We start from the raw sequence: 25424 nt of genomic DNA on the forward strand, positions 1-25424 counted from the left end.
TTGGCGCTGGGGGATGTGGCCGGCTGGGTGCGGCTACGTTGCCTGTACGACTGAGATAAGCCTAGAACCAGAGCATTACCCCATCGTGTCAGAAATGTTTCCGGCACGTTACAAGCGCCCCGGGAAGTCCCGGTGCCCCTGCTTCGGGCCCACACCGGTAAGCTGTTGGTGTGGTAGATCGTAAAGACTTAGGTTCCTGGCTCAGCGGGCCGGACACTTCCAATATATCCAAATTCCCGGGCGCGCGTTTAGGGCTACCCGAAAGTGGGCCTAAATCGATGGCCCGTGCAGGCCGGCGCATCCTTGCCCTCTGTATTGATTGGGGTTTGTGCTATCTGATTGCGATAGCTTTTTTTGACGCCAACCCGAACGCTATCTTGGCTGTCTTCGCCGTTGAACAGATGGTTCTTGTTGGCACACTTGGCTACAGCGTGGGCCACAGGATCATGGGCATCCAGGTTACAAGGCTCGACGGCGGTCCTGCAGGCTTGCTGGCGGGCGTTGTTCGCGCTGTGCTGGTGTGTCTGGTGATCCCTGCCGTGATTATGGATGCGGACCACCGCGGCCTGCATGACAGGGCTATGAAAACGATTTTAGTGCGTCGCTAGAGTCCTGAGGTATCGATTCAGGTACAGGAACTGGTTACACCAGAAAACGTGGGCTTACTTCCCGGGCGCGTCGGATGGATCAAGTGTCCCAACAGCCATGGCCCAGGCCACGCCATCAGGAGCCATAATACGGACTTGAGTGAGACCGTGGGCGTTGAAATCCTGGTTCGTCATGCTGCTGATATGTCCCGCCACACATTCAATGTTGAAACTGGACATGTGGCCTTGCCCTGAATCCGAGTCAATCGAAACATCCACGGTGCCCCGGCCCTGGCAATTGATATTGAACTGCAATCCCGCACCGTTGGCTTCGAAGGAGCCGCCGGAATTTGTGGTGGCCTCAGGTGAGCCAAGAACGCGCTCACTGGCAAATGTGGCCAGAGTTTTCCCTGGCAGCTTTGGAAGAGAAATTTCTGAAGGCGAAGAAGCCACTGATGATTGTTCCGGTGCGGAGGGAAAAATCGACTGGACGGGCTCGCTAGTTGCTGGCGGTTCATGAGGTGTGCAGGAGCTAAGGGTAGGTGCCAATGCCGCCACCGTGAGCACTAACACTGCGCGTGTGTAAATCAATGATTGGCCTCCCCGAACGGTTTCAGTGCAAGGCTAGCACCGTCCGCGGCGGTTCTGAGGGTCGCCTAGCACGTGCCGGGCCTAGAGTTCCAGAGAACATATGGCCGGGAAAAATATTTGAGGCCCAACAGGATTACCTGCCGGGCCAAAAATAATGCTCACAATCAACGCTGCTATTAGCGCCCGCGGGATGCTTTACGATCGGGGCGAGCCTTGTACGGATCGATCCCCTTGGGAATAGGTAGCTTGTTGCCCATGGAGGTGATGCGCTTGTTAACCGCACTGACCTCAACTTTGGTGAGCTCGCCCTTGAGCTTGCCCATCTTCTTAGTGACCTTGGCGATCGGGACTTGGCCTTCGCCCTTGCCAGTTTCAATGATGGTGATGGTGACGTTGGGCAAAATACGGTTGAGCCGTCGTCGCTCAGCATCAACAAGCCCTTTGACCCTATTAGTGGGGCCCTCCGTGACAAGGACAATGCCAGGTTTGCCGATGGCGCGGAAAACTACGTCCTGCGTGCGCGGGTTAACCGAGGCAGGTTGTTCCTCAAAAATCCAGCCCTTCTTCAAGGAGCTCAGGGCAGCACCGGCGGCACCTGCCTTACCTTCAATTTGGGCGTAAGCAGCACGTTCGGCGCGGCGGGACATGAGCAGCAAAGCACCTAATAGTCCCAGCGGGATTCCGACCAGCAATCCCGTAATCCAATTGCCGGGGGACACCAGGAGAACCACAGCCATTGAGAGAACGATGAGGCCAAAGAACGCGCCAAGCATGATCCATGTCACCATAGGATCGTGGCGGCGGGTCATCTTGAAGATGTCCACCATTTGCTTGATGCGGCCCGGTTTTTTGTTCTTCTTGGGCTTATCTGCCTTCGGAGCACGGGAAAAAAGGGAACGCTTGGGTGTGTCAGCGTTGCTGTCTGCGGAGTCAGTGGTTTTGGCCATAGTAATTCAATTCTAACGTGTATTTGACGGGGAAGTACTCACACTTCAAGTGCTGTTGGGAACAGGCCTTGCCAGCGGAGCGCTCCTAGTGGGCGGCGATCAGGGAGGCGGCTTCTTGGCGGGTGTGTCCGGAGTCTTCGATGCCATCAGCGATGTGGGCTAGATGTTCGGGGATATCACGGCCCTTTTTACGCATCGCAGTGGCCCAGAGCCGTCCGGCACGGTAGGAAGAACGCACCAATGGCCCACTCATCACACCAAGGAAACCGATTTCTTCTGCTTCCTGATTTAGATCCATGAACTCCTGTGGCTTGACCCAACGATCCACCGGCAAATGCCGCTCGGAGGGGCGTAGATACTGGGTGATAGTGATCAAGTCAGTGCCGGCATCGTGCAGATCCTGAAGCGCCTGGCTAATCTCCGCCCGTGTTTCACCCATGCCCAGAATCAGGTTGGATTTAGTGACCATGCCCTGATCCCGGCCCTGAGTAATAACATCCAAGGAACGCTCATACCGGAACGCCGGACGGATACGCTTGAATATCCGTGGCACCGTTTCCACATTGTGGGCAAACACCTCAGGGGCAGAGTCACAGATCGCGCTAATGTGCTCAGGCTTGCCGGAGAAATCAGGAATCAATAATTCAACCCCGGTGTTCGGGTTCATTTCATGGATCTTACGAACCGTTTCGGCATAAAGCCACACACCCTCATCGGCCAGGTCATCACGAGCCACCCCTGTAACAGTGGCGTAGCGCAGGTTCATTTTCACCACTGAACGAGCCACCTTCGTGGGTTCAAACATATCAATCGGGGAAGGCTTACCCGTATCAATCTGGCAGAAATCACACCGCCTTGTGCACTCGGAGCCACCAATCAAGAACGTGGCCTCACGGTCTTCCCAGCACTCAAAAATATTTGGGCAGCCAGCCTCTTCACACACCGTGTGCAGACCCTCGCTCTTGACAAGGTTCTTCATCGCGATGAACTCCGGGCCCATCTCAACCTTGGCCTTCATCCACTCAGGCTTACGCTCAACCGGAACAGCAGCGTTGCGCTGCTCAATACGCAATAACTTGCGTCCTTCAGGTGCCAACGTCACGAAAATGCTCCTTCTGACCGGCCCGCTTCCACGGAACCGGCGGGTGGTGCCTGTTCAGGCTGAATATCAGTGATAAGTGGTGCCAATATCCGGGCCGTGGCTTCTTTGACCAGCGGGGCTAGATCTTGCGGAGAAATATCTTTTCCCGTCTCAACCGCCAGCGTGGTGGTGCCTGCATCAGCGATACCGCAGGCGATGATCTGGCTGTAAGGGGCCAAACTATTGTTAGCGTTGATAGCAATTCCATGCATTGTCACACCATCATGGACCCGGATACCAATGGCGGCGATCTTTCGGTCCCCGCCCTTGTCATCGGCAGTGAGCCAGATGCCTGCCCGGCCGTCTACGCGCAGGCCGGTGATGCCATAGTGTCCGAGGACTTCAATAATGATCTCTTCCAGAGCATGGACGTAAGCTCGGATGCTGTGTGGGTCGCTCAGCCGAACAATGGGATACATGACCAATTGGCCGGGACCGTGCCAGGTGAGTTTGCCACCCCTGTCAACGTTGATCACAGGTGTTCCGTCAAAGGGGCGCTCATTGTCTTCTGTACGTTTTCCTGCTGTGTACACGGCGGCGTGTTCCAGCAGTAGTGCTGTGTTGGGTGCTTGGCCGGCAACAACTTTTTCGTGGATCTGGCGTTGCTGTTCCCAAGCGCCAGCGTAGTCGATAAAGTTTGGGGCAAGTCCGACTTCGGAGAACTGAACACTCATAGGAGTCAGTTTAGGTGAAGTTGGATCGTCGCCTAAATCAGAAACCGCTCAAGAAGATGCTGCTTGTGGATAACTTCAAGCGAGAAATCTCAAACGGGTCTACTAATGATGTATGGACAATTCTAGTTCTCAGCTGTTGCCGGTGGCGCCGCCATCAATTCATGGCCATGACCCTGTGCGTTGTTTGGGAAGCGGGGCTCAGGGGCAGGTTTGGCTCTTGTCACCTTACGATGGTTCAGCAACCGTGGCGGGAAAGTTTTTCCGTGTTCCGTCGGTGACCCTTGATGACGACATGAACGGCACCACAGTTCGTCATAATGAAAGCCAGGTCACACATGAGTGGCGTGTGTTGACGCAATTTCAGCACGAGCACCTCATTCCCGTGCGTGGACTTGTAAGGGATTCAGCTGGATCGTTGGTGCTGCTGATGGAGTACGCCGAGGGCGGCTCTCTGGCACAGATAGTCGGCGCCAGAGGTCCGCTGACTGTTGGGGAAGCAGTCACAGTGCTAACACCCATTGGCCAAGTGTTGGCATTTTTGCACGACAGGGGAGCCGTTCATGGCGATGTGTCTCCGGGGAACGTTTTGCTCAGTGCCGTGGGTAAACCGTTTCTTTCAGATTTTGGTTTTGGCACGTTGGTTGGGCAAGGTGCGGGCAGTGTGGGCGGAACGCAGGGCTTTTATCACCCAGGAGAAACCGAACGCAATGAGAGCACTGATGTTTTTGCTTTGGCCGCTGTGGGCTGGTTCATTTTGACCGGACGGCCCCCGCCGCCAACCAGGGACAGGATGCCACTGTCCACTTTTGTCCAGAATGTCCCGAACGAGCTAGTGGCAGCTTTAGAAGCCGGCCTCAATGAAGAGTCCGGTCTGCGCCCAACCGCCGCCGCCTTTGCCCAGGCTGTCTTTCGCAGTGCCAGGCCGGAAGCGGTAGCGCTGGGCCATGCCGTCCATCCGAGTGTGCTGCCGAAACTACTGACACGCAGGGATCTGAAAGTCCGTAGAGGTAAAGGGACCAAACTAAGCCCACCACACCTGGACAATATGTTGTTGCACCTGCCCGGGCAGAGAAGGGTTCGCGCTCGGTGGTGGCACCGGCATGTGCTTCCTCGAACGGGAGCGGCACAGGCCTTAAGGAGTCGTCCTCGAGTGGCTTTCCCAGGGCATCGGGCACAGCGTCTAGGGGTTTTGTGGGGCAGTGATGTCAGCGCAGATAACTTGGACAAATCAGGTCCATCAGGAAGACAACGTGTCCTGGTGGCTGTTATAGCAATGGCGCTCGTGATGTCCTTGGCAAGTATTTTTTACTTCAGCGGCGGGCTGGCGGGATTTTTCGCGCAAGGGCTTGGCGGCGGAACTGGTGTCCCCTCAAGCGCCGCGGTGGCAATGGTAGATGAGGATATGGACCACGAAGCTTCGGTGACTTGGATGGCTGCTTTACCGCAGGAAATTCAGCAGGGGATCACTTCACAAGATCCTTTGAGAGCCCTATCTGCACTGGCATGGGTTCGTTCCTACGCGTTGTCCAGCGCCGATCAAGCATTGGTGGCGAAGATTAATGCACCAGGAACACCCTCGCTTGCAGCAGACAGCAAAATTGTAGCCAAGCTCAATGAGACGGGTCATACCCTGAGTGGTTTTGAAACCAGCATCTCCGAAGCAAACGTAGATTTCGGGGCTTCGCTGGGCAGCGCAGGCGGGGCAGCGTTTGCTAAAGAACAAGCGATCGTGCACGCACAAGTCGCTACCAGCGCCTTTGGTGAATTAGACGAAGGTGGGATGCTCGTCCATCAGCAAACAACAGAGCACAGCCAAGAGCTCGATATTGTTTTGGTGCGGATTGGTTCGCGGTGGAGAATTCAGAATATTCTCGAAAGCAGCTCACAGTAGCGGGATTGGGCCGGACGTAAAAACACCAGGTGGGCCCGCTTTGGCAGCCCCACCTGGTGTTTGGAACGGGAGGGACTAAGCCTCCAGTGTTGCCTCGAGCGTGATCTTGACGCCACCCAACGCTGCTGAGACCGGGCAACCGGACTTGGCTGCATTGGCAATCTTCTCGAACTCTTCCTGGCTAATGCCGGGGATCTTTGCAGCCAGAGTCAGATGGCTACCGGTAATGCCAGTGCCTGCTTGGAAAGAGACTGCCGCGCTGGTGTTCACATACTCGGCGGCATGACCGGCGGTGCTGAGTTCATTTGAAAACGCCATGGCAAAGCATGACGAATGGGCTGCAGCGATCAGTTCTTCCGGGCTGGTTTTGCCTTCGGAAGCCTCTGTGCGGGCCTTCCATGTGATATCAAAGGTGCCCAGTTCCGAGCTGTCCAAAGTGACCTGTCCGGCGCCGGTGGGAAGGTCGCCGACCCAGCCTGCGTGGGCGTTACGAGTTGTAGCCATGTTCACTCCTATGAATCGTAATGAAGGATAAATCCTGATGCACGGTAAAACTCACAAGTGCAACCTCAACCAGCCTATGCCTTAAAGAAGAAAAGACACTTTCATCTCCGGGAAAGAGGAAATAATTCACATCCCGGAAATGAAAGCGCCCTTAGTGCTGCTAGATCCTGCTAGCGCGGGTTGAAATAGTCTAAACCCAGAAAACAGCCACAGCGATGTTGATCAAGGCCATACCGCCAACTGCATGGGCAAGACCCTTGGGTACCCCTTGGTTGTTCTTGGCCTTCCGGCGCCCAATGAATGCGGCAATAACAACCACGAGTGCGATGATCAACTTCACACCGATCTTAAAATTGTTAATCCCGCCATCGCCCATTTCTGCAAGACCAACCAACAGTAGCCCCGTGATGAGCTGAGTCAGCGCACCAATCCACTGCCACTGCGTCACTGTGGGTGTTTTAAACGCGGCGAGCCAGCCGCCCACGATCGCGGCTGCGCCAAGGATATGTAGAAAAACAAGCACTAAACGTAAAAGGTCCATGGCACTAGCTTAAACAACTTGGTGACACAGTGTCTATTGAGGCTGGCCTTATACCAACTTTACGCTGGTGCACTCCCAGAGAGCTCCTCCTGACACAGCAACGGCGGCTGGAGACTGGCTCTGCCAAGTTTCCAGCCGCCGTCGAGCATTCACTGTAAAAGTGAGGCGCGGAGATTACATCCCCAAATCGGCCTCAAATGCGCCGGTTTCCAACCGAGCCTTCAACGTCTGCAGGAATCGGCCCGCATCGGCGCCGTCCACCAAACGGTGGTCGTACGTCAGACACAGGTACATCATGTGGCGGATAGCGATGGTGTCATCTCCATCCGCGTCCGCAACAACCATTGCCCGCTTCACGATCGCGCCTGTGCCCAAGATTGCAACGTTGGGCTGATTGATGATCGGAGTGTCAAACAGTGCGCCAACACTTCCGATATTCGTGATGGAGAATGTTCCGCCGGACAGCTCGTCCGGGCCGATCTTGCCGCTGCGGGTACGTGCAGCAACGTCAGCAATTTTTCCAGCCAGGCCGGCCAAATTCAGGTCTCCCGCATTGGAGATGACAGGAACTAGCAGTCCCTTGTCGGTGTCAACAGCAATCGCCAGGTGCTCGGCGTTGTGGTAAGTGATTTCCTGAGTTTGCTCGTTGTACTCACCGTTAACCTTGGGGTGAGACTTTAGCGCCTCGGTCACTGCCTTGGCTATGAACGGCAGGAACGTTAGCTTGGTGCCGTTGGTGGCCTGGAAGTCACCCTTGGCCTGGTTCCGCAGTTTGACGATGCGTGTCATATCAATTTCATGCACCTGCGTGAGCTGAGTGGAAGCCTCCAGCGATTCGCGCATGCGCCGAGCAATAACCTGGCGAATACGAGGTGCCTTGACAGTAGTGCCACGCAGTGACGACGGCACAACCGCGGGAGCAGCCTTGGCCGTAGAAGTTGCAGCAGGGCCGGCCGTGTCTGGCGCAGCGGCAGCCTTGGCGGCCTCTGCAGCGGCAACAACGTCCTGTTTGCGGATGCGTCCCCCTACTCCTGAGCCGGTGACGGTTGAGATGTCTACACCCTGCTGGTTTGCGAGCTTGCGAACCAGCGGAGTTACGTAGCTGGATTCAGTACCTGCCGCGGGAGCTGATGCCTGTTCAGCAGGTTCAGCTGGTTTGGCCGCCGGAGCGGGTTCAGTTGCCGCTTTCGGGGCAGGTTCCGGGGCAGGGGAGGCTGCGGGCACAGATGGCTCTGGTGCGGCTTCAGGTGTTGGTGCAGCTGCCGGAGCCGCCGCGGGGGCGGCTGTAGGTGCAGGAGCAGCTGCAGGCGCGCCTGCATCAGCGGAACCAATCAAGGCAAGTACCCCGCCAACTTCAGCGGTCTCATCTTCAGGCACGCGGATTTCAAGCAAAACACCAGCCACGGGGGAGGGGATCTCGGTGTCAACCTTGTCGGTGGAGACCTCCAGAAGAGGCTCATCAACTTCAATGGTGTCGCCAACAGCTTTCAACCAGCGAGTGACCGTACCCTCTGTCACTGACTCACCCAAAGCCGGCAGAATCAATTCGTGCGCATCGCCGGCCGGTGCCGCAGCGGGAGCCGAAGTTTCCTCAGCGGCAGGCGCTTCAGCCGGTGCCTCTGAGGCTGTCTCTGCGGGGGCCTCTGCGGGAGTTTCGGCTGTGGACTCGGCAGCTGCGGGAGCATCGGCTGAGGAGGACTCGCCGGAACCAATGCGGGCAAGAGCTGCACCCACTTCGGCTGTTTCGTCCTCTGGTACGAGGATTTCTTCTAGAATGCCGGCGAAGGGTGACGGGATCTCGGTGTCAACCTTGTCGGTGGAAACTTCCAGTAAAGGCTCGTCAACTTCAACGCGGTCCCCGACCTGCTTGAGCCAACGCGTGACGGTACCTTCGGTGACGCTTTCACCCAAGGCGGGCAAGTTCACGGATTCAGACATTTCGTCCCCGTTCTCCTTCTTATGCGGTGCATTTAATTGATGGTGCATACTGGTGCATCGCTGCGAAATTCTTGAATTATGTATTAATTACAGTTTAGTGCACCCAGCGCTGGCGCAGGGTGCACTAAACTTTTTTGTTACTAACCGTGGAGCGGGCGTCCGGCCAATGCCATTGCTGCTTCTCCGAGGGCTTCGTTCTGTGTGGGGTGGGCGTGGATGAGCCCCGCAATATCCTCGGGGTAGGCTTCCCAGTTCACGATCAATTGGGCCTCGCCAATCTGCTCACCAATGTGGCTGCCAACCATGTGGACGCCCACAACGGGACCGTCCTTTTCACGCACATACTTGATGATTCCGCCGGTACCTAGGATGGCGCTCTTGCCGTTGCCGGCCAGGTTGTATTCGGTGGTTTCAACGTTTGCATCGCCAAATTTCTCCTTGGCCTGCTTCTCGTTCAAGCCCACAGAAGCGATCTCCGGATCACAGTAAGTGACCTTGGGGATGTTGATGTCTTCAACAATCACGGGGTTCATACCCGCGATTTCTTCAGCAACAAAGATGCCCTGCTGGAAGCCGCGGTGTGCCAACTGAATGCCAGGCACGATGTCACCCACTGCGTAAATGTTCCCGACACCGGTGTGCAAGCGTTCGTTGGTGATCACGAAGCCGCGATCAATTGTGACGCCCGCTTCTTCAAAGCCCATGCCGGATGTGGACGGGCCACGACCAACAGCAACGAGCATAATGTCAGCTTCGAACGTTTTCCCATCCACCAGAGTCGCTTTCAGGCCGTCGTTGTTCTGTTCGACTCCCTGGAAGAAAGTACCGGTATTGAACTTGATCCCGCGTTTGCGGAATGTGCGTTCCAGTACTTTGATGATCGAAGCGTCTTCATTAGGAACCAATGACGCCATTCCTTCGATGATGGTGACATCCACACCAAAGGATTTCCACACTGAAGCGAATTCCACACCAATAACCCCGCCGCCAAGCACGATGGCGCTCTTAGGCAACTTCTCCATGGTGAGGGCCTCATCAGAAGTGATGACCTTGCCCCCGATTTCAAGCCCCGGAAGGCTGCGGGAGTAGGAACCCGTGGCTAGAACAATGTTCTTGCCGGTGTAGTTCACACCGTTAACGGTCACGGTATTGGCGGCCGTGAGCTTGCCCTCACCCTCGATAACGGTGATGCCCTTGCCCTTAATGAGACCCTGCAAGCCCTTGTATTTGCCGGCAATGATGCCGTCTTTGTACTTATTGACACCGACCAGGTCAATGTCGTTGAGCTGGCTGTTAACACCGATGGATGCACCCTCGCGGGCGAGGTCGGCTACCTCTGCTGCATGCAATAGGGCCTTTGTGGGGATACAGCCGTTGTGCAGGCAGGTGCCGCCCAACTTGCTTTTCTCCACAAGCCCAACGGTCATACCCAATTGGACTGCCCGCAGCGCAGTTGCGTAACCGCCGCTGCCACCGCCGAGAACCAAAATATCGAATTCTTGCCCAGCTGCCTGTTCGGCCACGTAGACGCTCCCTCGCGTTCGGGTGACGCGCTCATTGTAGGCGCGTCATCTCATCATTTATTGAGAGAAGCGGAGCATTCCTGACGGAATGCGCCACTCCTGTCGGTCAAAGACAAATACTTTCAGCATTTACCTTACGTTAGTTGTTCCATGCAACACCCTTAGCGCTGTCACAGTAAAGCGGAATGTGGTCATACTCACTGTGGTGCTGATCATGGATTACTAAACAAGCTCAAGACTTATTGAAGTCCTAGGCGCTTCGAGCTACAACGTCTTCAACATAAGCAACCAGGGTGCGCACAGCCATACCCGTGCCTTGCTTGGGGGTGTAACCATAAGGTGAGCCCTCGTTGAAGGCCGGACCGGCAATATCAAGGTGAGCCCACGGGATGGGTTCCCCATCCTTGCCCTTGCCAACGAATTCCTGCAGGAACACGGCGGCGGTCATCATGCCTCCCATGCGTTCGCCAATGTTTGCCATGTCGGCAACGGGTGACTCCAGTGTGGGGCGTAGCTCCTCCGGCAACGGCATCGGCCAGATGAGTTCTCCGGCCCTGTCGGCCGCAGCCTTCAGCGCTGCACTAACACCTTCATCGCCCATAACTCCGGCTGTACGGTGGCCAAGTGCAACCACTTGAGCACCGGTGAGCGTGGCAACATCGATAATCACGTCGGGGAATTCCGCAGATGCGGCAACGAGTCCATCGGCCATGACCAAGCGGCCTTCGGCATCTGTGTTCAACACCTCTACCGTCTTGCCACCAAACATTGTCAGCACGTCAGAAGGTCGAATGGCGGTGCCGGATGGCATGTTCTCGGCAATGCAGAGCCAGCCAGTGACGTTGACGGGCAGACCCAGGTCGGCAACAGCTAACACCGTGTTAAGAACAGCTGCGGCGCCTGCCATATCGCATTTCATGGTGACCATACCCGCGCCAGGCTTGATCGAAATTCCACCGCTGTCGAACGTGATGCCCTTGCCTACCAGCGCAAGGTCTGCAACTGCCCGGTCAGACTTGTATTCGAGCTTGACCATGCGTGGTGGACGCGAAGAGCCTTGTCCCACGCCCATGATGCCGCCGTAACCATCCTTGAGGAGACGCTTTTCATCTAAAATTGTTACCTTGACGGGCAAGCCCTTTGCCAAGTCCCTGGCAGCATCTGCAAATGTGGACGGGTACAACTTGCTGGGTGGCTCGTTGACCAGTGTCCGAGTTGCATTGACTGCCTTGGAGACCACGGAAGCGCGCTCAAGAGCTGCTGCCAGTTCCGGGTCCTTGGCAAGTGTGGAGTGAATCGTGACCTTGGTCACCGGCTCCTGCTTATCCTTGGTGCTTGAATGCAGGCTTGCGTATTGGTAGGCACCCAGTGCGGCACCCTCGGCAAGAGCGGCAACTTGGCTGACCGCCGTCGTCGGTACAGCAAAAAGTACATGTTTGATTCCGGCTAGCTGGCGAACTGTTGCACCTGCCATGCGGCGCAGTGCTTCATCGGTGACGGTGGAGTTCTTGACGGCGCCAATGCCGGCAAGCACGAGGATCTTTGCGCCAGTTTCATCTAAACCGGGTAGGCGCACAATCTGATCTACAGCCCCTGTGACACCCAACGCGGGCATGGATGCTTTGAGCGAGGTAATCGCTGCTGCGGAAAGGGGGGAGTCCAAAATTACGGGTCCGTCGGCGCCTTTGCTTACGGCTACAACAAGCGCGTCTGCGGAGACCTTTGCCAAGTCGCTGCTGACCACGCGGAAGCTGATGTTTTCTTTAACACTCACTGAAATACTGTCCTCACTTTGGGGTGTTGATGAACGGGTATCGTATGCTTCGATCGTAGCGCCAACCCGTCACGATTGCCCGCCAAGCCAGGATGGACCCGTGCGAGCAAGGCCGGAACTGGGCCACCCGCGAACTCATTCGCGCAGAACTACGCCCAAGTCATGCTGGCGGTGGAAGAAAAATAGTCGTCCGTCTGAGACTCTTTGAGGCTTCGCGCGCACTAAACAGTGCCTTGGCATGCTCAAGTGGAATGATCGGGACGTTTGTGGTGTTGTGATGGTCAGAGACACAAGCAGCTGAGGAAGATTATGAATATCAACGAGTACACACCGTTTCAAGACCCGGAGTCCCTGTATGTCCTCAATGAAGAGCTAATCGCCAACGATGACCTCAAGGGTGCAAACCTCCTGATGTCCTTCACTGGCTTCTCAGATGCCGGCCAGGTTGTTTCCCAAATCGCCAGCGAGCTTAAGGACCAGTTGAGCGGGGAAGCTCTGGCAATTTTCGATATTGACCAGCTCATTGATTACCGCTCACGTCGGCCAAGAATAACGTTTACCCAGGACCGTCTAAGTGACTACAAGGCACCGTCGCTGGCGCTTTACCGCATGGTGGATGCTTTAGGCACGCCATTCCTATATCTGTGCGGGAACGAACCTGACCTGCAGTGGGAACGGTTCAGCTTGGCTGTCCTGTCCCTTGTGGAGCGTTTTGACGTGAATCTTGTGGCCTGGGCGCATTCGGTGCCCATGCCTGTCCCGCACAGCAGGCCCATCGGGGCAACTGTGCACGGGAACCGTCCCGACTTGATCGAAGGGATCTCGGCGTGGAAAGCCACCCTGGAGATTCCGTCGGCGATCGGTCACGTGTTGGAATTTAAACTTGATGCCGTGGGGCGCAATGTTGTGGGGTACGCAGTTCACGTCCCGCACTACCTTTCCGACGCCGAGTACCCGCCCGCCGCAGTTGCGGGCCTGGAATATCTTGGGGCTGCGGCGTCGCTGATGCTGCCCAGCGAACGCCTGCGCGAGGCTGGGCGTGCAGTGGAACGGCAAATTACTGAACAGGTTGAAGGTTCCGCCGAGGTTGCCACAGTGGTAAAGAATCTTGAAACGCAGTACGACGAACATGCAGATGGAAATGCGCCCAGGTCGCTGCTTGCCGGTGACAATGACGAACTACCCGACGCTGATGAACTTGGTGCGGCCGTTGAGGCGTATCTAGCTAGCCGTGATTCCGGGTCTCTCGGGGGACCTGAAGGTGGCCTAAACTAAACGCGTGGATAGTAAACGTGCATGGTTGGTGTGGGGTGTTGGAGTTTTTGCCTACCTGATTGCCATCACCCATAGAACCTCATTTGGTGTTGCCGGACTTGTAGCCACGGAAAGATTTGGTGCCACGGCGTCGGCTCTATCTGCTTTCACAGTCATTCAACTTGTGGTGTATGCGGGGCTGCAGATTCCCGTCGGTGTGCTTGTGGACAGATTTGGTCCGCGGGTCATGATAGCGACGGGCGCAGGGTTGATGGTGCTCGGACAGCTGCAATTGGCCGGCGCAACATCCGTGCCGGCTGGAGTAGTGGGCAGGGTCTTTGTTGGGGCCGGTGACGCCATGACCTTTATTGCCGTCATTCGTCTGATCCCACTGTGGTTCCCTACGCGTAGGGTTCCCGTGCTGACCCAACTAACAGGCCAATTGGGCCAGTTTGGTCAGCTCATCAGCATTGCCCCTTTTGCGTTTGTGCTTCATCAGGCTGGGTGGAGTCAGGCGTTTGTGGGCTTGGCAGCTCTGGGAGTATTGGCTTGCGTTCTCGCTGCCACGCTATTGCGCAACACCCCTGCAGGTTTTACACCCCCCGTTTCCAGACCCGGTATGAAGGAAACAGCAGCTGACCTCGCTACAGCATGGCGGCAGCCCGGGACGCGGCTTGGGATGTGGAGCCACTTCGCAACCCAGTTCTCGGGTACGGTTTTTGTGTTGACGTGGGGTTATCCGTTCCTTGTTTCGGGTCAAGGCTTGGATACGGCAACGGCCAGCGTGTTGCTGAGCTTGTTCGTTGTGGTGGGGATAATCTGCGGGCCGTTCTTGGGCAGCTGGGTAGGCAGGCACCCGCTGCGTCGCTCAACCATGGTCCTTGCGGTGTCGTTGGCCATCGTTGCCGCATGGGCTGCAGTGCTATTGCAACCAGGACCTGCGCCGCTGTGGCTGCTTGTGGTGTTGGTGCTTGTTCTTGCTGTGGGCGGACCGGCGTCAATGATTGCCTTCGATTTTGCCCGAACGTTCAACCCTTCACACCGGATTGGGACGGCCACCGGCATTGTGAACGTGGGCGGCTTCTTTGCCGCACTGGTGACCATGTACATGATTGGGCTGATTCTGGACGTCCTTAACGGCGTTGGGTTCTCCCCTGACGGGCTGTACTCTCTGGATGCTTTCCGTGTGGCGTTCTCGTTCCAGTTCCTTGTTCTGGGCATCGGCATAGCCGCCGTCACTGCTACACGGCGCAAGGTGCGCAGCACCATGGCCGCACGTGGTGAGCGTGTGCCACCGCTGCGCGATGTTTTTGCCGACAACCGTCGCAGGCGCCATCAGTTCCGGCAGGAGCAGAGAGATGAACGTGCGGCTCGCAAAGACTGAGTCGTCCCGCGAGACCCCTCGATGAGTAGGCCCGCAAGAGCACTGCCTCTAGTCGCTAGCTTCTAGCTTCTAGGGGGATGGCTTTTATCTTTGAACTGCAACTCGGAGCGGAACTGATGGTCGCCGTCGCACATTGAGCCGTGATCTCACCGGAGGCGACATACCTGCTCTAAATGAAATTCCCTGTCTTCTACAGAGCCAGTCCCAACTTCTGCTGAACCAGTCCCAAACGGCCCCGGGTGATCAAAGCAACCGCCGCGGCGCCCAATACGATGCCCAGCCCCCACCAATTACTCACTTCAACGAAGGAGCCGGGGAATGCGATCGCCAAAACTCCCAGTGAACCATTGACGGAGGCATGCGCCACGATTGCGGCAAGAGTGCTTTGGCTGCCGTTGCGAATCCAGCTCATAACCACCGAAAGCGCTGCAACAACGAGCACGTAAAGAAACACCTGGAAAATACTGTTTCGAGGTGTATCCCAGATTTGAGTCAAAAACAGTGGGGCATGCCATCCGGCCCAGAGCACGCCAATCAGCAGCGCCGCCATCAGTGGAGAGTACTTCTCCTGGAGTTTGGGCTGGGCGAATCCGCGCCAGCCCATTTCCTCCAAACCACCGCCCAGCAAAATAATGCCAAGAAGCTGAAGAGGATAGGTCAATAGGACGCTGCTCAAACCATTGACTGTGAATGAACTCAATGTGCCCGGCAGGAGCGTTACTCCGGCCAGTAACAGGGCGGGGACACCCAAAAGAGCAACTCCCCACCAACGCAATCCAAAGCACAAACGCGATGAAGATGAAACTCTTCATGGGGTGCCGAGCGATCAAACCGGACGTATTCTGGGTTTGAAGGGCGGTATTTGCTGCAGGAGGCCTCGTGAGCTGAACGCTATCCCACCTGCAGACCATGGTCTGAACTGTGACGTCACTGGGGTTTCGGCTGGATGCAGTCAAGTATCTTTCTACGCTCTCGGGCAGTGGAGCCCAACGGTATTCCCGTGTCCCAGCATTCTCACTTTTGCTCTGGGTGCCTTGGTTCTCACGGACGCCCGTTCCCTTTCCAATCTTCACGGGAGCAGAGTGTGTGGGATGATCCAACGTCGGCTAGAGGCAACGACGCGCAGGTGCTCCGGATCGCTTCCACCGCCCGGACCCCACCGGCTATGCCAGATGAAACAGAATATTGCGTTTGCCTGGGGTGCCGCTAATTGTTCCATTCAACTGCGTAGCCAAATACGGAGTATTTTTTAAAGGACGTGCTGCGGACTGCGCCTGCGAAGCCGGTTGCATCGGCACGGGCGCTAACGCAAGCATTCTCCGTTGGTCTCAGAAGGCGAGACGATCGACCCAGTCACTTGTCTGGGTACTGGATTGCGACCCCAGCAAATAGTCCAAGACTGCAATGTGCCAATTTTTCTCACATATTTAGTCTGAAGAACAAGTTAGATAGGTAATCGTGGAAAATTTGTCGGACCAAACACGAATGTTCCTTTTCGCGACACGGCTCATTGCCCTGCTGCCTGTCCGAACTTGTCCAGCCGAAAACTCCTAGCGTTGCGTTTTTTAGAACGGATGGTTCCAATAGGAAGTTGAGAACGTTGGCAGGAGCCTGAAAACTCACCTGCCGAAGGTACGTGTTTTTCCGTGTGTCAGGGAGTAGAGCAAAGTTTTCCACAGATCTGACGTTTTGACTCTGTCACTCTATTTTTCGGTCCTTCTTGGCAGCAGCCTTGAGGAATGGGACAACAAATAGACAAGATCAGAGTCAGTGCTGGTGAGGATCTCCTAGCATTTATTCCCCATATGGTGGGGTATTGGCCGGAGCGCAGTGTGGTGTGCATCGGTATGAGCGGTAAACGGCTTCGCGCTACTCTGCGTCTGGATCTGCCGTCCGAACACGGTGCTAATATTGCGCACTTCGCCGCCGTGGCCGCGGCCCAGCTTGCTAGCGATACGGAAGCTGACGGATGTCTCTTGGCGATTTTTGGTGAGGAGGATTGGTCCGTGCCACAGGAATCGCCGCAGGGTGGGCTGTACGCGGAGCTCTGCGTTGCCTTTGCCGAATGTGGACTGCCGGTGCGCGATGCGTGGTTTGTTGGATTGAACCATTGGCGTAGTTTTGCATGCCAAGACCCCCAGTGTTGTCCGTGGCCTGGCAAAGACAATTCCTCCATCAGGGAGAGTTTTGTCAACGCGGAGTTCATTTTCCGAGGCAGCATGGTCAGAAATTGTCCAAAGGAACAAATCCAAGAGCTGACAGCGTTCGGGGACCCGGTTTTTGCGGATGCCGTGATGGCTGCAGGGGCAGATCTAAGGGAACCGTTGGTTAGATTTGGTCTGGCGAAACAGCAGCTGTCAGCGACTCTTGAGGCGTGGGAACTGAGTCTGACATGCTGGCCAATTCCGCCTGAACCGGATATGGTCGCCTACCTGCTGGGTAGTCTGGCAGAGGCTACAGTCCGGGACGCGGTGATGGTGGCTCTTGCCTCGACTGGGCAGAACTCGCTGGCCGGTGCCACAGCGCTTGATCTTGTGCAGAACCGGACCGGGGTGGTTAGAAGGCCTGCCAGCTGGCGTGCTGGAAAGCAGTACACCAACTGTGCAATCTCCCTGGAGGGCGTGAGTGAGAAGTCGATTCTGCAGGCAGGGCATGACTTTGGCCATATTCTGGTGGGTGAGGTGGTTGTTGATAGCTTCGGTGCACAGAGGCCCGGGCCCAACTGGGCGAGATTGGACATCGCTGAACACCTGCTCCAGTTCCTGGCCCGTTGCACAGAGTCTCCCGACAAAGCACCGGTTCTTTGCATCTTGGGCTGGATTCAGTGGTGCAAGGGCCGCGGAACATGGGCGGGAAACTACTTTCAGGCCTGTCAAGAACACCAACCAGGGTACCGATTGGCCAGCCTGTTAGATGAATTGCTGGCGGTGGGGTACATCGCCGAGTGTGCCAAGAATCAAGGAACCGCCTGGCATGGCTGCGCGGGAAATGATGACAGTGGCGGAGAGTCCTAATCGACTGTGCCTGCGTATCGGGCTGGCCTGGCATTGGAGCGGGGATTCCGGGCGGTAGAGTCTAGCGCTCGTGGTGCACCCCGTAATGCGAGCTGTGATCTTTATTCCAACAAGTCCGCCGCCACGAGGCCGATAAAGCGAAGACCAGCGAGTAAATCGTGAGACACTAGAAGTCGAGACCCGGTTGGGTCCGTGTTGATGCAGTAGTAATGATTGGGCAAAAGGACTGGAAGATAATTTCTTTCAGGGGTGCGGGAACAACGCAGCCAAACAAGGCGTTATACCTTGTGACCCTCCAAGCAGAGCTGTTGCGCCAAGCAACATGGACTTGACAGGGTCATAGTGGTGTTGCCCGAAGGTAACTCCACAGACCGCCGTAAGAAAGGTTTTCTGTGTCTGCTACTGCCAAGAGCAAAGTCTCCACAACGAAGGAGATCGAGGACTCCGCATCTTCAGCCACCGTGCCGCTGACACCAGCACAGAAGCGCGCTGCCACCATCGCTGCCAAGAAGGCTGCCGCAGCTGAGGGAGCTCCCGCTGATGCAGCGAAAGCTGCCCCCAAAAAAGCCGCCGCTCCTGCCCGTCGTGGCAAGGGAAAAATCAAGGACGAAGAAGAGCCTGCAACCGAGACTGTGGTTGAAGACGACGATGAGGACGCAGCTCCGACCCGGCCCCTCCCCACAGGAACGGGCTTTGTCTACTCCGACTCAGACGACGATGATGCACCCGTTCAGCAGGTCATGTCGGCAGGTGCAACCGCTGACCCTGTTAAGGATTACCTGAAGCAAATCGGTAAAGTGGCTTTGCTCAATGCCGAGCAGGAAGTTGACTTGGCCCTGCGCATCGAAGCGGGTCTGTTCGCGACTCAGAAGCTTTCCACCGGTGGAGACGCCATGGACGAGCAGCTCAAGCGCGATCTGGGGCGCATTGTGCATGATGGCAAACGCGCCAAGAATCACCTCCTTGAAGCGAACTTGCGTTTGGTTGTTTCATTGGCCAAGCGCTACACCGGCCGTGGGATGCTCTTTCTTGACCTGATTCAAGAAGGTAACCTCGGCTTGATCCGCGCCGTGGAAAAGTTTGATTACACCAAGGGCTTCAAGTTCTCAACCTACGCCACCTGGTGGATCCGTCAGGCCATCACTCGTGCCATGGCTGACCAGGCACGCACTATCCGTATCCCGGTGCACATGGTTGAAGTTATTAACAAGCTTGCCCGCGTTCAGCGTCAGATGCTTCAGGACCTTGGTCGCGAGCCTACGCCGGAAGAATTGGCCAAGGAATTGGACATGACACCGGAGAAGGTTGTTGAAGTCCAGAAGTATGGTCGCGAGCCTATTTCACTTCACACCCCGTTGGGTGAAGACGGTGACTCTGAGTTCGGTGACTTGATTGAAGACTCCGAAGCCGTTGTGCCTGCCGACGCAGTGTCCTTCACTTTGCTCCAGGAACAGCTCCACTCTGTTCTGGATACGCTTTCAGAACGCGAAGCCGGTGTAGTGGCGATGCGATTCGGGTTGACTGACGGTCAGCCCAAGACTCTGGATGAAATTGGCAAGGTTTATGGTGTGACGCGTGAGCGCATTCGCCAAATCGAATCTAAGACAATGTCCAAACTGCGCCACCCCTCACGTTCACAGGTACTTCGCGACTACTTGGACTAAGCGGCACTTACTACCGGGTGTTTCGCTAAGGCGATTAACCCGGAAGCGGACATGAAAAGGGCCCGGATAACCGGGCCCTTTTCATGTCATAATATTTTGCCGACCTAGGCTAGGTGGGCTAACCGTGGATTTAATCGACGGCGACGGCCGCTTTTTCATGAAGCCGGCTGGTTTCATCGTGCCAGTCAGATGACAATGGCTTCAAGGTTGCTTCTACTGCGCGGGCGTGGTGACCACAGAAGAGCAATGCTCCACCGGAGGATTCCAAAACTACGCGCACATAGGCCTGAGCGCCGCAACGGTCGCAGCGATCAAGGGTGGTCAGCTGGGGGCTGGTAACGGTCGTGGTGGTCATGATGGCCTCCTTCATAAGTTCTTGTACTTCATAGAACCACCAATTGCCGCACTTTCTTCCATGGCGCGGGGGACTTTCGCTAACCGCGTATCCGTGTTGGAAGTTGTGATCCGGACGATGTTACTGCGGCGTTGGCCAGCTTTTGCTGGGACAACCGTTAACCTTGGTAGTGATCGGCCAACTAAAAACCTCGAAGGAGTATGTCCACCGTGGCACGCCAGAGTTCCAATTACAGTGCACGTCACCTCTCTGTGCTGGAAGGATTGGAAGCTGTTCGAAAACGCCCTGGAATGTACATTGGCTCCACAGACTCCCGTGGATTGATGCACTGCCTGTGGGAGATCATCGACAACTCGGTTGATGAAGCCCTCGCCGGCTACGGACAGAATATTTCGGTTATCTTACACAAAGATAATTCCGTTGAGGTTCACGACGACGGCCGCGGCATACCCGTAGATGTAGAACCAAAAACAGGACTCAGTGGCGTCGAAGTGGTCCTGACTAAGCTGCATGCTGGTGGCAAGTTCGGTGGTAGTTCCTATGCTGCCTCCGGCGGCCTCCACGGCGTGGGGGCCAGTGTTGTCAATGCTCTATCCTCGCGCATGGACGCCCAGGTGGACCGTGGTGGCAAAACCTACCAAATGAGTTTTCGTCGCGGGGAGCCGGGGCACTTTAAAGACGTGGGCAAGTCGCTAAGCCCTGACGTACCGTTTGAGCCCTTCACCGAAAAGTCCAACTTGGACATAGTGGGCACCACCAAACGCGGTGTGACAGGTACCCGCATCCGGTATTGGGCTGACAAACAAATTTTCACGGCAGACGCCAAGTTCGCCTACGAGGAACTCGTAGCGAGAGCCCGACAAACCTCGTTCCTCGTCCCGGGACTGAAAATCAGGGTTGTTGACGAAAGGCGCGTGCCTGGGACCCCCGGCGAATTTGCAACCCACGAGGAAGTCTTCCACCACGATGGTGGTCTCGCGGAGTTTGTAGATTTTTTGTCCGTTGGCGGACCGATCACTGACGTTTGGCGCCTGCAGGGTCATGGCACGTTCACGGAAACGGTTCCTGTTCTCAATGCTGAAGGGCATCTTGAGAGTACGGCTGTTGAGAGGGATTGTGAGGTGGACATTGCGCTTCGGTGGGGTGTCGGTTACGACACCACCATGCGCAGCTTTGTGAACATCATCGCTACTCCCAAGGGAGGCCGCCACCAAGAAGGATTCGAACTTGCCCTCCTGAAGATTTTTCGGAAAGTTATTGAAGCCAACGCACGCAAACTCAAAGCAGGCAACGATAAAATTGAGAAGGACGATGTCATGGCCGGTCTCACAGCCGTCCTGACCGTCCGCCTGGCAGAGCCGCAGTTTGAGGGTCAAACCAAGGAGATTCTAGGCACCCCAGCTGTCAAGAACATAGTGGCGAAGGTTGTTGAGAAAGAGCTAAAAGCAAAGCTTGAATCTAGTGCTCGGGGGGAGAAGATTCAGGCGGCAACGCTTCTAGAAAAAGTTGTCTCCGAAATGAAATCACGCATCTCAGCACGTGTACACAAGGAGACACAGCGTCGTAAGAATGCCCTAGAAACGTCCTCGCTGCCCACCAAGTTGGCGGATTGTCGCAGCAACGATGTAGCCAGAAGTGAGTTGTTCATCGTTGAAGGTGACAGCGCGTTGGGCACAGCGAAACTGGCCCGGTCCTCTGACTTCCAGGCACTGCTGCCCATTCGCGGAAAAATACTCAACGTCCAAAAAGCATCGGTGGGGGATATGTTGGCCAACGCCGAATGTGCAGCTCTGATTCAAGTGGTGGGGGCAGGGTCCGGCCGTAGCTTTGACATTGACTCTGCACGGTATGGCAAGGTTATTTTGATGACGGACGCCGATGTGGATGGCGCGCATATCCGGACGTTGCTACTGACTCTTTTCTTCCGCTATATGCGGCCAATGATCGATGCTGGACATGTTTACGCCGCTGTTCCTCCTCTGCATCGGGTGGAAGTAATTAATGCTGGGTCCAAGGCCAACGAGATGATTTACACCTACTCGGAGAACGAACTACATACGCTCCTAGCCAAGTTGGCTAAAACTGGAAAGCGCTACAAGGAGCCGATCCAACGCTATAAGGGTTTGGGTGAAATGGACGCGGATCAGCTGGCAGAGACAACTATGGATCCACGGCACAGAATGCTGCGCCGGGTAACGAGCGCAGACGCTGACCGCGCCGAGCATACCTTTGAGCTATTGATGGGCTCAGATGTTGCCCCGCGTAAGGAGTTCATCGTGGCAGGAAGCGAGTATCTCGATCATGGTCGGATCGACGCCTAAGGCGGCAGGCCTAGCTTTTACTTCAGCGCGACGCGCGGGAACTACCCTTCCTATAAGGGGGGTCCGCGCGTCGTGGATATATATTGTCTGAAACGCTGTGATGGTTGGCCCACGCGTGAGCGAGCGTTCGCCAAAGGTCAACGTTAAGTGAGCGAGCGTTGGGGGTTAGGCGAGGAGGCCTGGCACTAGCAGCAGGGCCGTGGGGATAGCCAACAAAAGCAGGGCCCCGGCAATAACAAGTCCCTGGGGACCTGGGGCCAGGGCCGGGGACGGGGACAGCAGCCTGCCAAGCCGCGCCGAAGTTGTTGCGGGAGTGTCTATTTGTGGGGTATCGCTGGCCACGAGGGTGTCAGCAGGAAGCTGGGCCGAGCCGCTGGCAACCAGGGCTATGGCTGTGACGAGGGTGGACTTGCTCACCGAACGCAGCGCAACGTCGTCGGCCATAATCTCTATCAGCGATGAAACGGCCTGTTGAGCCAGTTTTGAGGTCGGCAACCAGGGCAGGGCCGAACGCCACGCGGCAAACGCCCACAGGAGCAGGTGATGGCGCTGGGTCAGATGAGTTTGTTCATGCAGCAGGACCGCATGGAGTTCCTCCGGTGAGAGCAACTCCAAAAGTCCTTCGGAAAGGACAGTGACCGACCGTGATCCCCCTGGCAGGCAATAAGCGACCGGGGCCTGATGGCTGATGACAAGCGTGTGGGGACGATCTTCCGAGGGCGAGCTGAGCAGATGCAGCAAGTCCCTGTGCCGACGGCGCTGACGTTGGATGCGAAAATAGGAAAGCCACAGCGTAAAGACAAGATGTGCAGAGAGGAGCGCGGCGGCGCTCAGCGCAAAAGCGTGGAGCAGACCCAGAGTGTCCAGGGATTGTTGGCCAATGACAATTTCAGTGAGTCCGTGAAGCCCGCTCGCCAGATCGGGGCCAAGGGGCACAAGGCCATAGCAAAGCATTGCCCCAATCATGGAAAGACCGCCGGCCAACGCGATTGCCTGCCACAACATCATGGCAGCAAAAGGTGCCCGCGCAGGCCATGCTGCACCGGCAAGCATGACGGGCACAGGCCACGCCAAAGCCACGGCCAAGGCGGCGAGCAACCATGAGGTCCAAAACATGTACTACAACTTACCGTGTGAAGGTACTTGCTGGCTTGGAGAAGACGGTGGTAGGTGCTGCTAGTGTCCCAGCAGCTTGCGCAGTGTTTCTGCTTCGCCGGAACTGACAGTTCCAATAAACCTGGCCAGCACTGCTTCGCGGTCAGGGGCTGAACCCAAAACCTCCAGCATCAGTTCTGCCGTGTGGTCTTCCCTGCTGGTCACAGAACGGTAGCGGTGCGGACGTGAAGAACGCTCACGCTCAACGAGTCCCTTTTTTTCCAGTCGTGAGAGCACTGTTAGAACAGTTGTAACGGCCAGTGGGCGGGACTCCGTTGCACCGTCTTCGCCCGAGGGGCGTTGGGAGAGCAGGTCACGCAATACATTTGCCGTGATGGCTTCCTGATGTTCCCAGAGCAGGTCCATGACCGCTCTCTCGAGATCTCCAAGCGTTGCCATGTTGATCCTTAGTTTTACTGCCAAATGGCAGAAATTTCGCGCATGAAAGATGCGCACATGTCTAAATGTACAGGTTTTGACAGTAATGTTCTACGCGGGGTAGAAATGGTACTTCTACGTTACGTAGAAACGAAGGCCAGGCTGGCATATTTTCGCTAACGAAGGGAATCACGTGGAGGCTCTGGACATAGCCAGGTGGCAGTTCGGAATAGTGACCGTTTATCACTTCTTGATGGTGCCACTGACGATCGGGCTAGGTACTTTGGTGGCGATCCTGCAGACCCGCTGGCACAAAACCGGCAATGAAGCATACCTTCGGATGACCAAATTTTGGGGAAAACTATTCCTGATCAACTTCATCATGGGCGTAGCCACAGGAATTGTCCAAGAGTTCCAGTTCGGCATGGCGTGGAGCGAGTACAGCAGGTTTGTCGGCGACGTTTTTGGTGCCCCACTGGCCATGGAGTCACTGCTGGCCTTCTTTGTTGAGTCAACTTTCCTGGGACTGTGGATTTTCGGCTGGAAAAAACTGCCAGCCAAAATACACCTCACCTGCTTGTGGATTGCCGTAGCTGGTTCCATCGTTTCGGCATATTTCATTTTGGTAGCGAACTCATGGATGCAGCACCCTGTTGGCGTTGAAATGATCAACGGACGCCCCCAAATGGTTGACGCCTGGGCCGTATTCACCAACAACACTGCCCTCGTAGCTTTCTTCCACACCATCACAGGTGCCTTGGCAGTTGCCGGCGGTTTCCTCCTGGGAATCGCCTGGTACCACCTGTGGCGCCGCCGCAAAGACGGCATCGACACAGTGGATGCTAAAGGCCAAGTGGTGGTTGGCGAATCTCTCACCATCCCTGGCCGTGATAGAAAAGATCACGCTGTCTGGATCACATCCCTGCGCATCGGCGCCGTTGTTGCCATGCTTGCCTTTGCTGGAACCGCCATTTCAGGAGATCTACAGGGCAAATTGATGTTTGAGCAGCAGCCCATGAAGATGGCCGCCGCAGAGGCTGCCTGCCATGACGGAACAGGCTTCTCCATTCTCTCCATTGGTGATGTGGGTAGCCGGGATTGCTCCGATGTGGTGGCCGTTATGGAAGTTCCCGGACTCCTGTCCTTCCTGGCCCACAACGACTTCACCACTGAAATCAAGGGCGTGAACACCTTGGTTCCTGAATACCAGGCCAAGTACGGTAAATATTTGCCGGACGATCCCATGTACGGGGACCGTGCCGGCCAAGAAATCAACTACGTCCCTATCATGCCCGTCACCTATTGGGGCTTCCGCATGATGATCGGCTTTGGCGGACTTGCCGCGATGGCGGCCGGAATAGCACTGCTTGTCACCCGTAAGGGAACAGTGCCACAGTCCAAGGGGCTTATGCGCCTTGCCTTGATCGGAATTCTGGCTCCTTTTGGCGCCAACGCAGCAGGCTGGATCTTCACCGAGATGGGCCGTCAACCGTTCGTTGTGGCGCCCAATCCGGCCATGTCAGGAGTGGATCAGGTCTTTATGTTTACGGCCGCGGCGGTGTCTCCGGGCGTATCTGCGGGGGAGATGGTCTTCTCTCTTGCGGCCCTAACGAGCGTGTATGCGGTCCTGCTGGTGGTGGAAGTTGCGCTCCTGACCAAGTACATCCGGGGCGGAGTGGTCTCGGCCATGCCCGAACTTGACCAAAGCCAACACGGTGATAGGCACGACGGCGGTACGGACCCAGATGGAGAAGCTGGCGAAGATGTCCTTGCGTTCGCGTACTAGTC

The 25424-nt window shown here is 56.2% G+C and carries 21 protein-coding genes; 8 read left to right on the forward strand and 13 right to left on the reverse strand.

The features are described 5' to 3' along the window. Positions 1–170 precede the first annotated feature (170 nt). Positions 171–608 carry an RDD family protein gene (locus AAFM46_RS06375; protein WP_283531543.1) on the forward strand — a complete coding sequence of 146 codons (438 nt, stop codon included), beginning with the start codon at positions 171–173 and terminating at the stop codon, positions 606–608. Positions 609–662: 54 nt separating this feature from the next. Here AAFM46_RS06375 and AAFM46_RS06380 read toward each other — a convergent pair whose 3' ends face one another. The 4 genes from AAFM46_RS06380 to lipB form a co-directional block, all read right to left on the reverse strand. Continuing rightward, entirely contained in the window at positions 663–1040 is a 378-nt protein-coding gene (locus tag AAFM46_RS06380; protein ID WP_343320073.1) for a hypothetical protein, read from the reverse strand. A gap of 314 nt (positions 1041–1354) precedes the next feature. Beyond that, entirely contained in the window at positions 1355–2125 is a 771-nt protein-coding gene (locus AAFM46_RS06385; protein ID WP_283531541.1) for a DUF4191 domain-containing protein, read from the reverse strand. An 85-nt stretch (positions 2126–2210) separates the two neighbouring features. Further along, complete coding sequence (gene lipA, locus AAFM46_RS06390) at positions 2211–3227, reverse strand: lipoyl synthase (RefSeq protein ID WP_283530948.1); 1017 nt, start codon at positions 3225–3227, stop codon at positions 2211–2213. Further along, positions 3224–3940 carry a lipoyl(octanoyl) transferase LipB gene (gene lipB / locus AAFM46_RS06395; RefSeq protein WP_283531540.1) on the reverse strand — a complete coding sequence of 239 codons (717 nt, stop codon included), beginning with the start codon at positions 3938–3940 and terminating at the stop codon, positions 3224–3226. Before lipB ends, lipA begins: the two co-directional genes overlap by 4 nt. A 112-nt stretch (positions 3941–4052) precedes the next feature. On the opposite strand from lipB, the gene AAFM46_RS06400 reads away from it, so the two are divergent. Continuing rightward, positions 4053–5831 carry a serine/threonine-protein kinase gene (locus tag AAFM46_RS06400; protein WP_343320074.1) on the forward strand — a complete coding sequence of 593 codons (1779 nt, stop codon included), beginning with the start codon at positions 4053–4055 and terminating at the stop codon, positions 5829–5831. Positions 5832–5906: 75 nt separating this feature from the next. Here AAFM46_RS06400 and AAFM46_RS06405 read toward each other — a convergent pair whose 3' ends face one another. The 5 genes from AAFM46_RS06405 to AAFM46_RS06425 all read right to left on the reverse strand — a co-directional run bounded on the left by AAFM46_RS06405 (position 5907) and on the right by AAFM46_RS06425 (position 12111). Further along, complete coding sequence (locus tag AAFM46_RS06405) at positions 5907–6335, reverse strand: OsmC family peroxiredoxin (protein WP_283531538.1); 429 nt, start codon at positions 6333–6335, stop codon at positions 5907–5909. Positions 6336–6525: 190 nt separating this feature from the next. Beyond that, on the reverse strand, positions 6526–6876 hold the full coding sequence (locus AAFM46_RS06410; RefSeq protein WP_343320075.1) for a hypothetical protein: 351 nt from the start codon (positions 6874–6876) through the stop codon (positions 6526–6528). A 174-nt stretch (positions 6877–7050) separates the two neighbouring features. Next, the gene (gene sucB, locus AAFM46_RS06415) at positions 7051–8814 is read right to left on the reverse strand and encodes a 2-oxoglutarate dehydrogenase, E2 component, dihydrolipoamide succinyltransferase (RefSeq protein ID WP_343320076.1); all 1764 of its coding nucleotides are present in this window, start codon (positions 8812–8814) and stop codon (positions 7051–7053) included. 140 nt (positions 8815–8954) lie between these two features. Beyond that, on the reverse strand, positions 8955–10337 hold the full coding sequence (gene lpdA / locus AAFM46_RS06420; protein WP_343320077.1) for a dihydrolipoyl dehydrogenase: 1383 nt from the start codon (positions 10335–10337) through the stop codon (positions 8955–8957). A 250-nt stretch (positions 10338–10587) separates the two neighbouring features. Next, on the reverse strand, positions 10588–12111 hold the full coding sequence (locus AAFM46_RS06425; protein WP_283531534.1) for a leucyl aminopeptidase: 1524 nt from the start codon (positions 12109–12111) through the stop codon (positions 10588–10590). Positions 12112–12420: 309 nt separating this feature from the next. Between AAFM46_RS06425 and AAFM46_RS06430 the strand changes: the two genes are divergently transcribed. Continuing rightward, the gene (locus AAFM46_RS06430; protein ID WP_283531533.1) at positions 12421–13386 is read left to right on the forward strand and encodes a PAC2 family protein; all 966 of its coding nucleotides are present in this window, start codon (positions 12421–12423) and stop codon (positions 13384–13386) included. Between the two features lie 4 nt (positions 13387–13390). Further along, positions 13391–14749: an MFS transporter gene (locus tag AAFM46_RS06435; protein WP_283531532.1), complete on the forward strand. Its 1359-nt coding sequence runs from the start codon at positions 13391–13393 to the stop codon at positions 14747–14749. 190 nt (positions 14750–14939) lie between these two features. Here the strand turns inward: AAFM46_RS06435 and AAFM46_RS06440 are convergent, their stop codons facing one another. Further along, complete coding sequence (locus AAFM46_RS06440) at positions 14940–15500, reverse strand: CPBP family intramembrane glutamic endopeptidase (protein WP_343320079.1); 561 nt, start codon at positions 15498–15500, stop codon at positions 14940–14942. 988 nt (positions 15501–16488) lie between these two features. Between AAFM46_RS06440 and AAFM46_RS06445 the strand changes: the two genes are divergently transcribed. Next, a complete protein-coding gene (locus tag AAFM46_RS06445) occupies positions 16489–17763 on the forward strand; it encodes a DUF4192 domain-containing protein (RefSeq protein ID WP_343320080.1) in 1275 nt (424 codons plus the stop codon). 467 nt (positions 17764–18230) lie between these two features. Then, positions 18231–19427: an RNA polymerase sigma factor gene (locus AAFM46_RS06450; RefSeq protein ID WP_343320391.1), complete on the forward strand. Its 1197-nt coding sequence runs from the start codon at positions 18231–18233 to the stop codon at positions 19425–19427. 130 nt (positions 19428–19557) lie between these two features. On the opposite strand, the gene AAFM46_RS06455 is transcribed toward AAFM46_RS06450, so the two are convergent. Then, complete coding sequence (locus tag AAFM46_RS06455; protein ID WP_283531528.1) at positions 19558–19782, reverse strand: hypothetical protein; 225 nt, start codon at positions 19780–19782, stop codon at positions 19558–19560. Positions 19783–19982: 200 nt separating this feature from the next. Here AAFM46_RS06455 and AAFM46_RS06460 point away from each other — a divergent pair, with 200 nt between their 5' ends. Further along, complete coding sequence (locus AAFM46_RS06460; RefSeq protein ID WP_343320081.1) at positions 19983–22103, forward strand: DNA topoisomerase IV subunit B; 2121 nt, start codon at positions 19983–19985, stop codon at positions 22101–22103. A 165-nt stretch (positions 22104–22268) separates the two neighbouring features. Here the strand turns inward: AAFM46_RS06460 and AAFM46_RS06465 are convergent, their stop codons facing one another. Continuing rightward, positions 22269–23219: a M56 family metallopeptidase gene (locus tag AAFM46_RS06465; RefSeq protein WP_283531524.1), complete on the reverse strand. Its 951-nt coding sequence runs from the start codon at positions 23217–23219 to the stop codon at positions 22269–22271. A gap of 60 nt (positions 23220–23279) precedes the next feature. Further along, a complete protein-coding gene (locus tag AAFM46_RS06470) occupies positions 23280–23657 on the reverse strand; it encodes a BlaI/MecI/CopY family transcriptional regulator (protein ID WP_283531523.1) in 378 nt (125 codons plus the stop codon). Between the two features lie 172 nt (positions 23658–23829). Between AAFM46_RS06470 and AAFM46_RS06475 the strand changes: the two genes are divergently transcribed. Continuing rightward, positions 23830–25422: a cytochrome ubiquinol oxidase subunit I gene (locus AAFM46_RS06475; protein ID WP_283531522.1), complete on the forward strand. Its 1593-nt coding sequence runs from the start codon at positions 23830–23832 to the stop codon at positions 25420–25422. Positions 25423–25424 lie beyond the last annotated feature (2 nt).

The sequence above is a fragment of the Arthrobacter sp. TMP15 genome (assembly GCF_039529835.1).
Classification (GTDB): Bacteria; Actinomycetota; Actinomycetes; order Actinomycetales; family Micrococcaceae; genus Specibacter.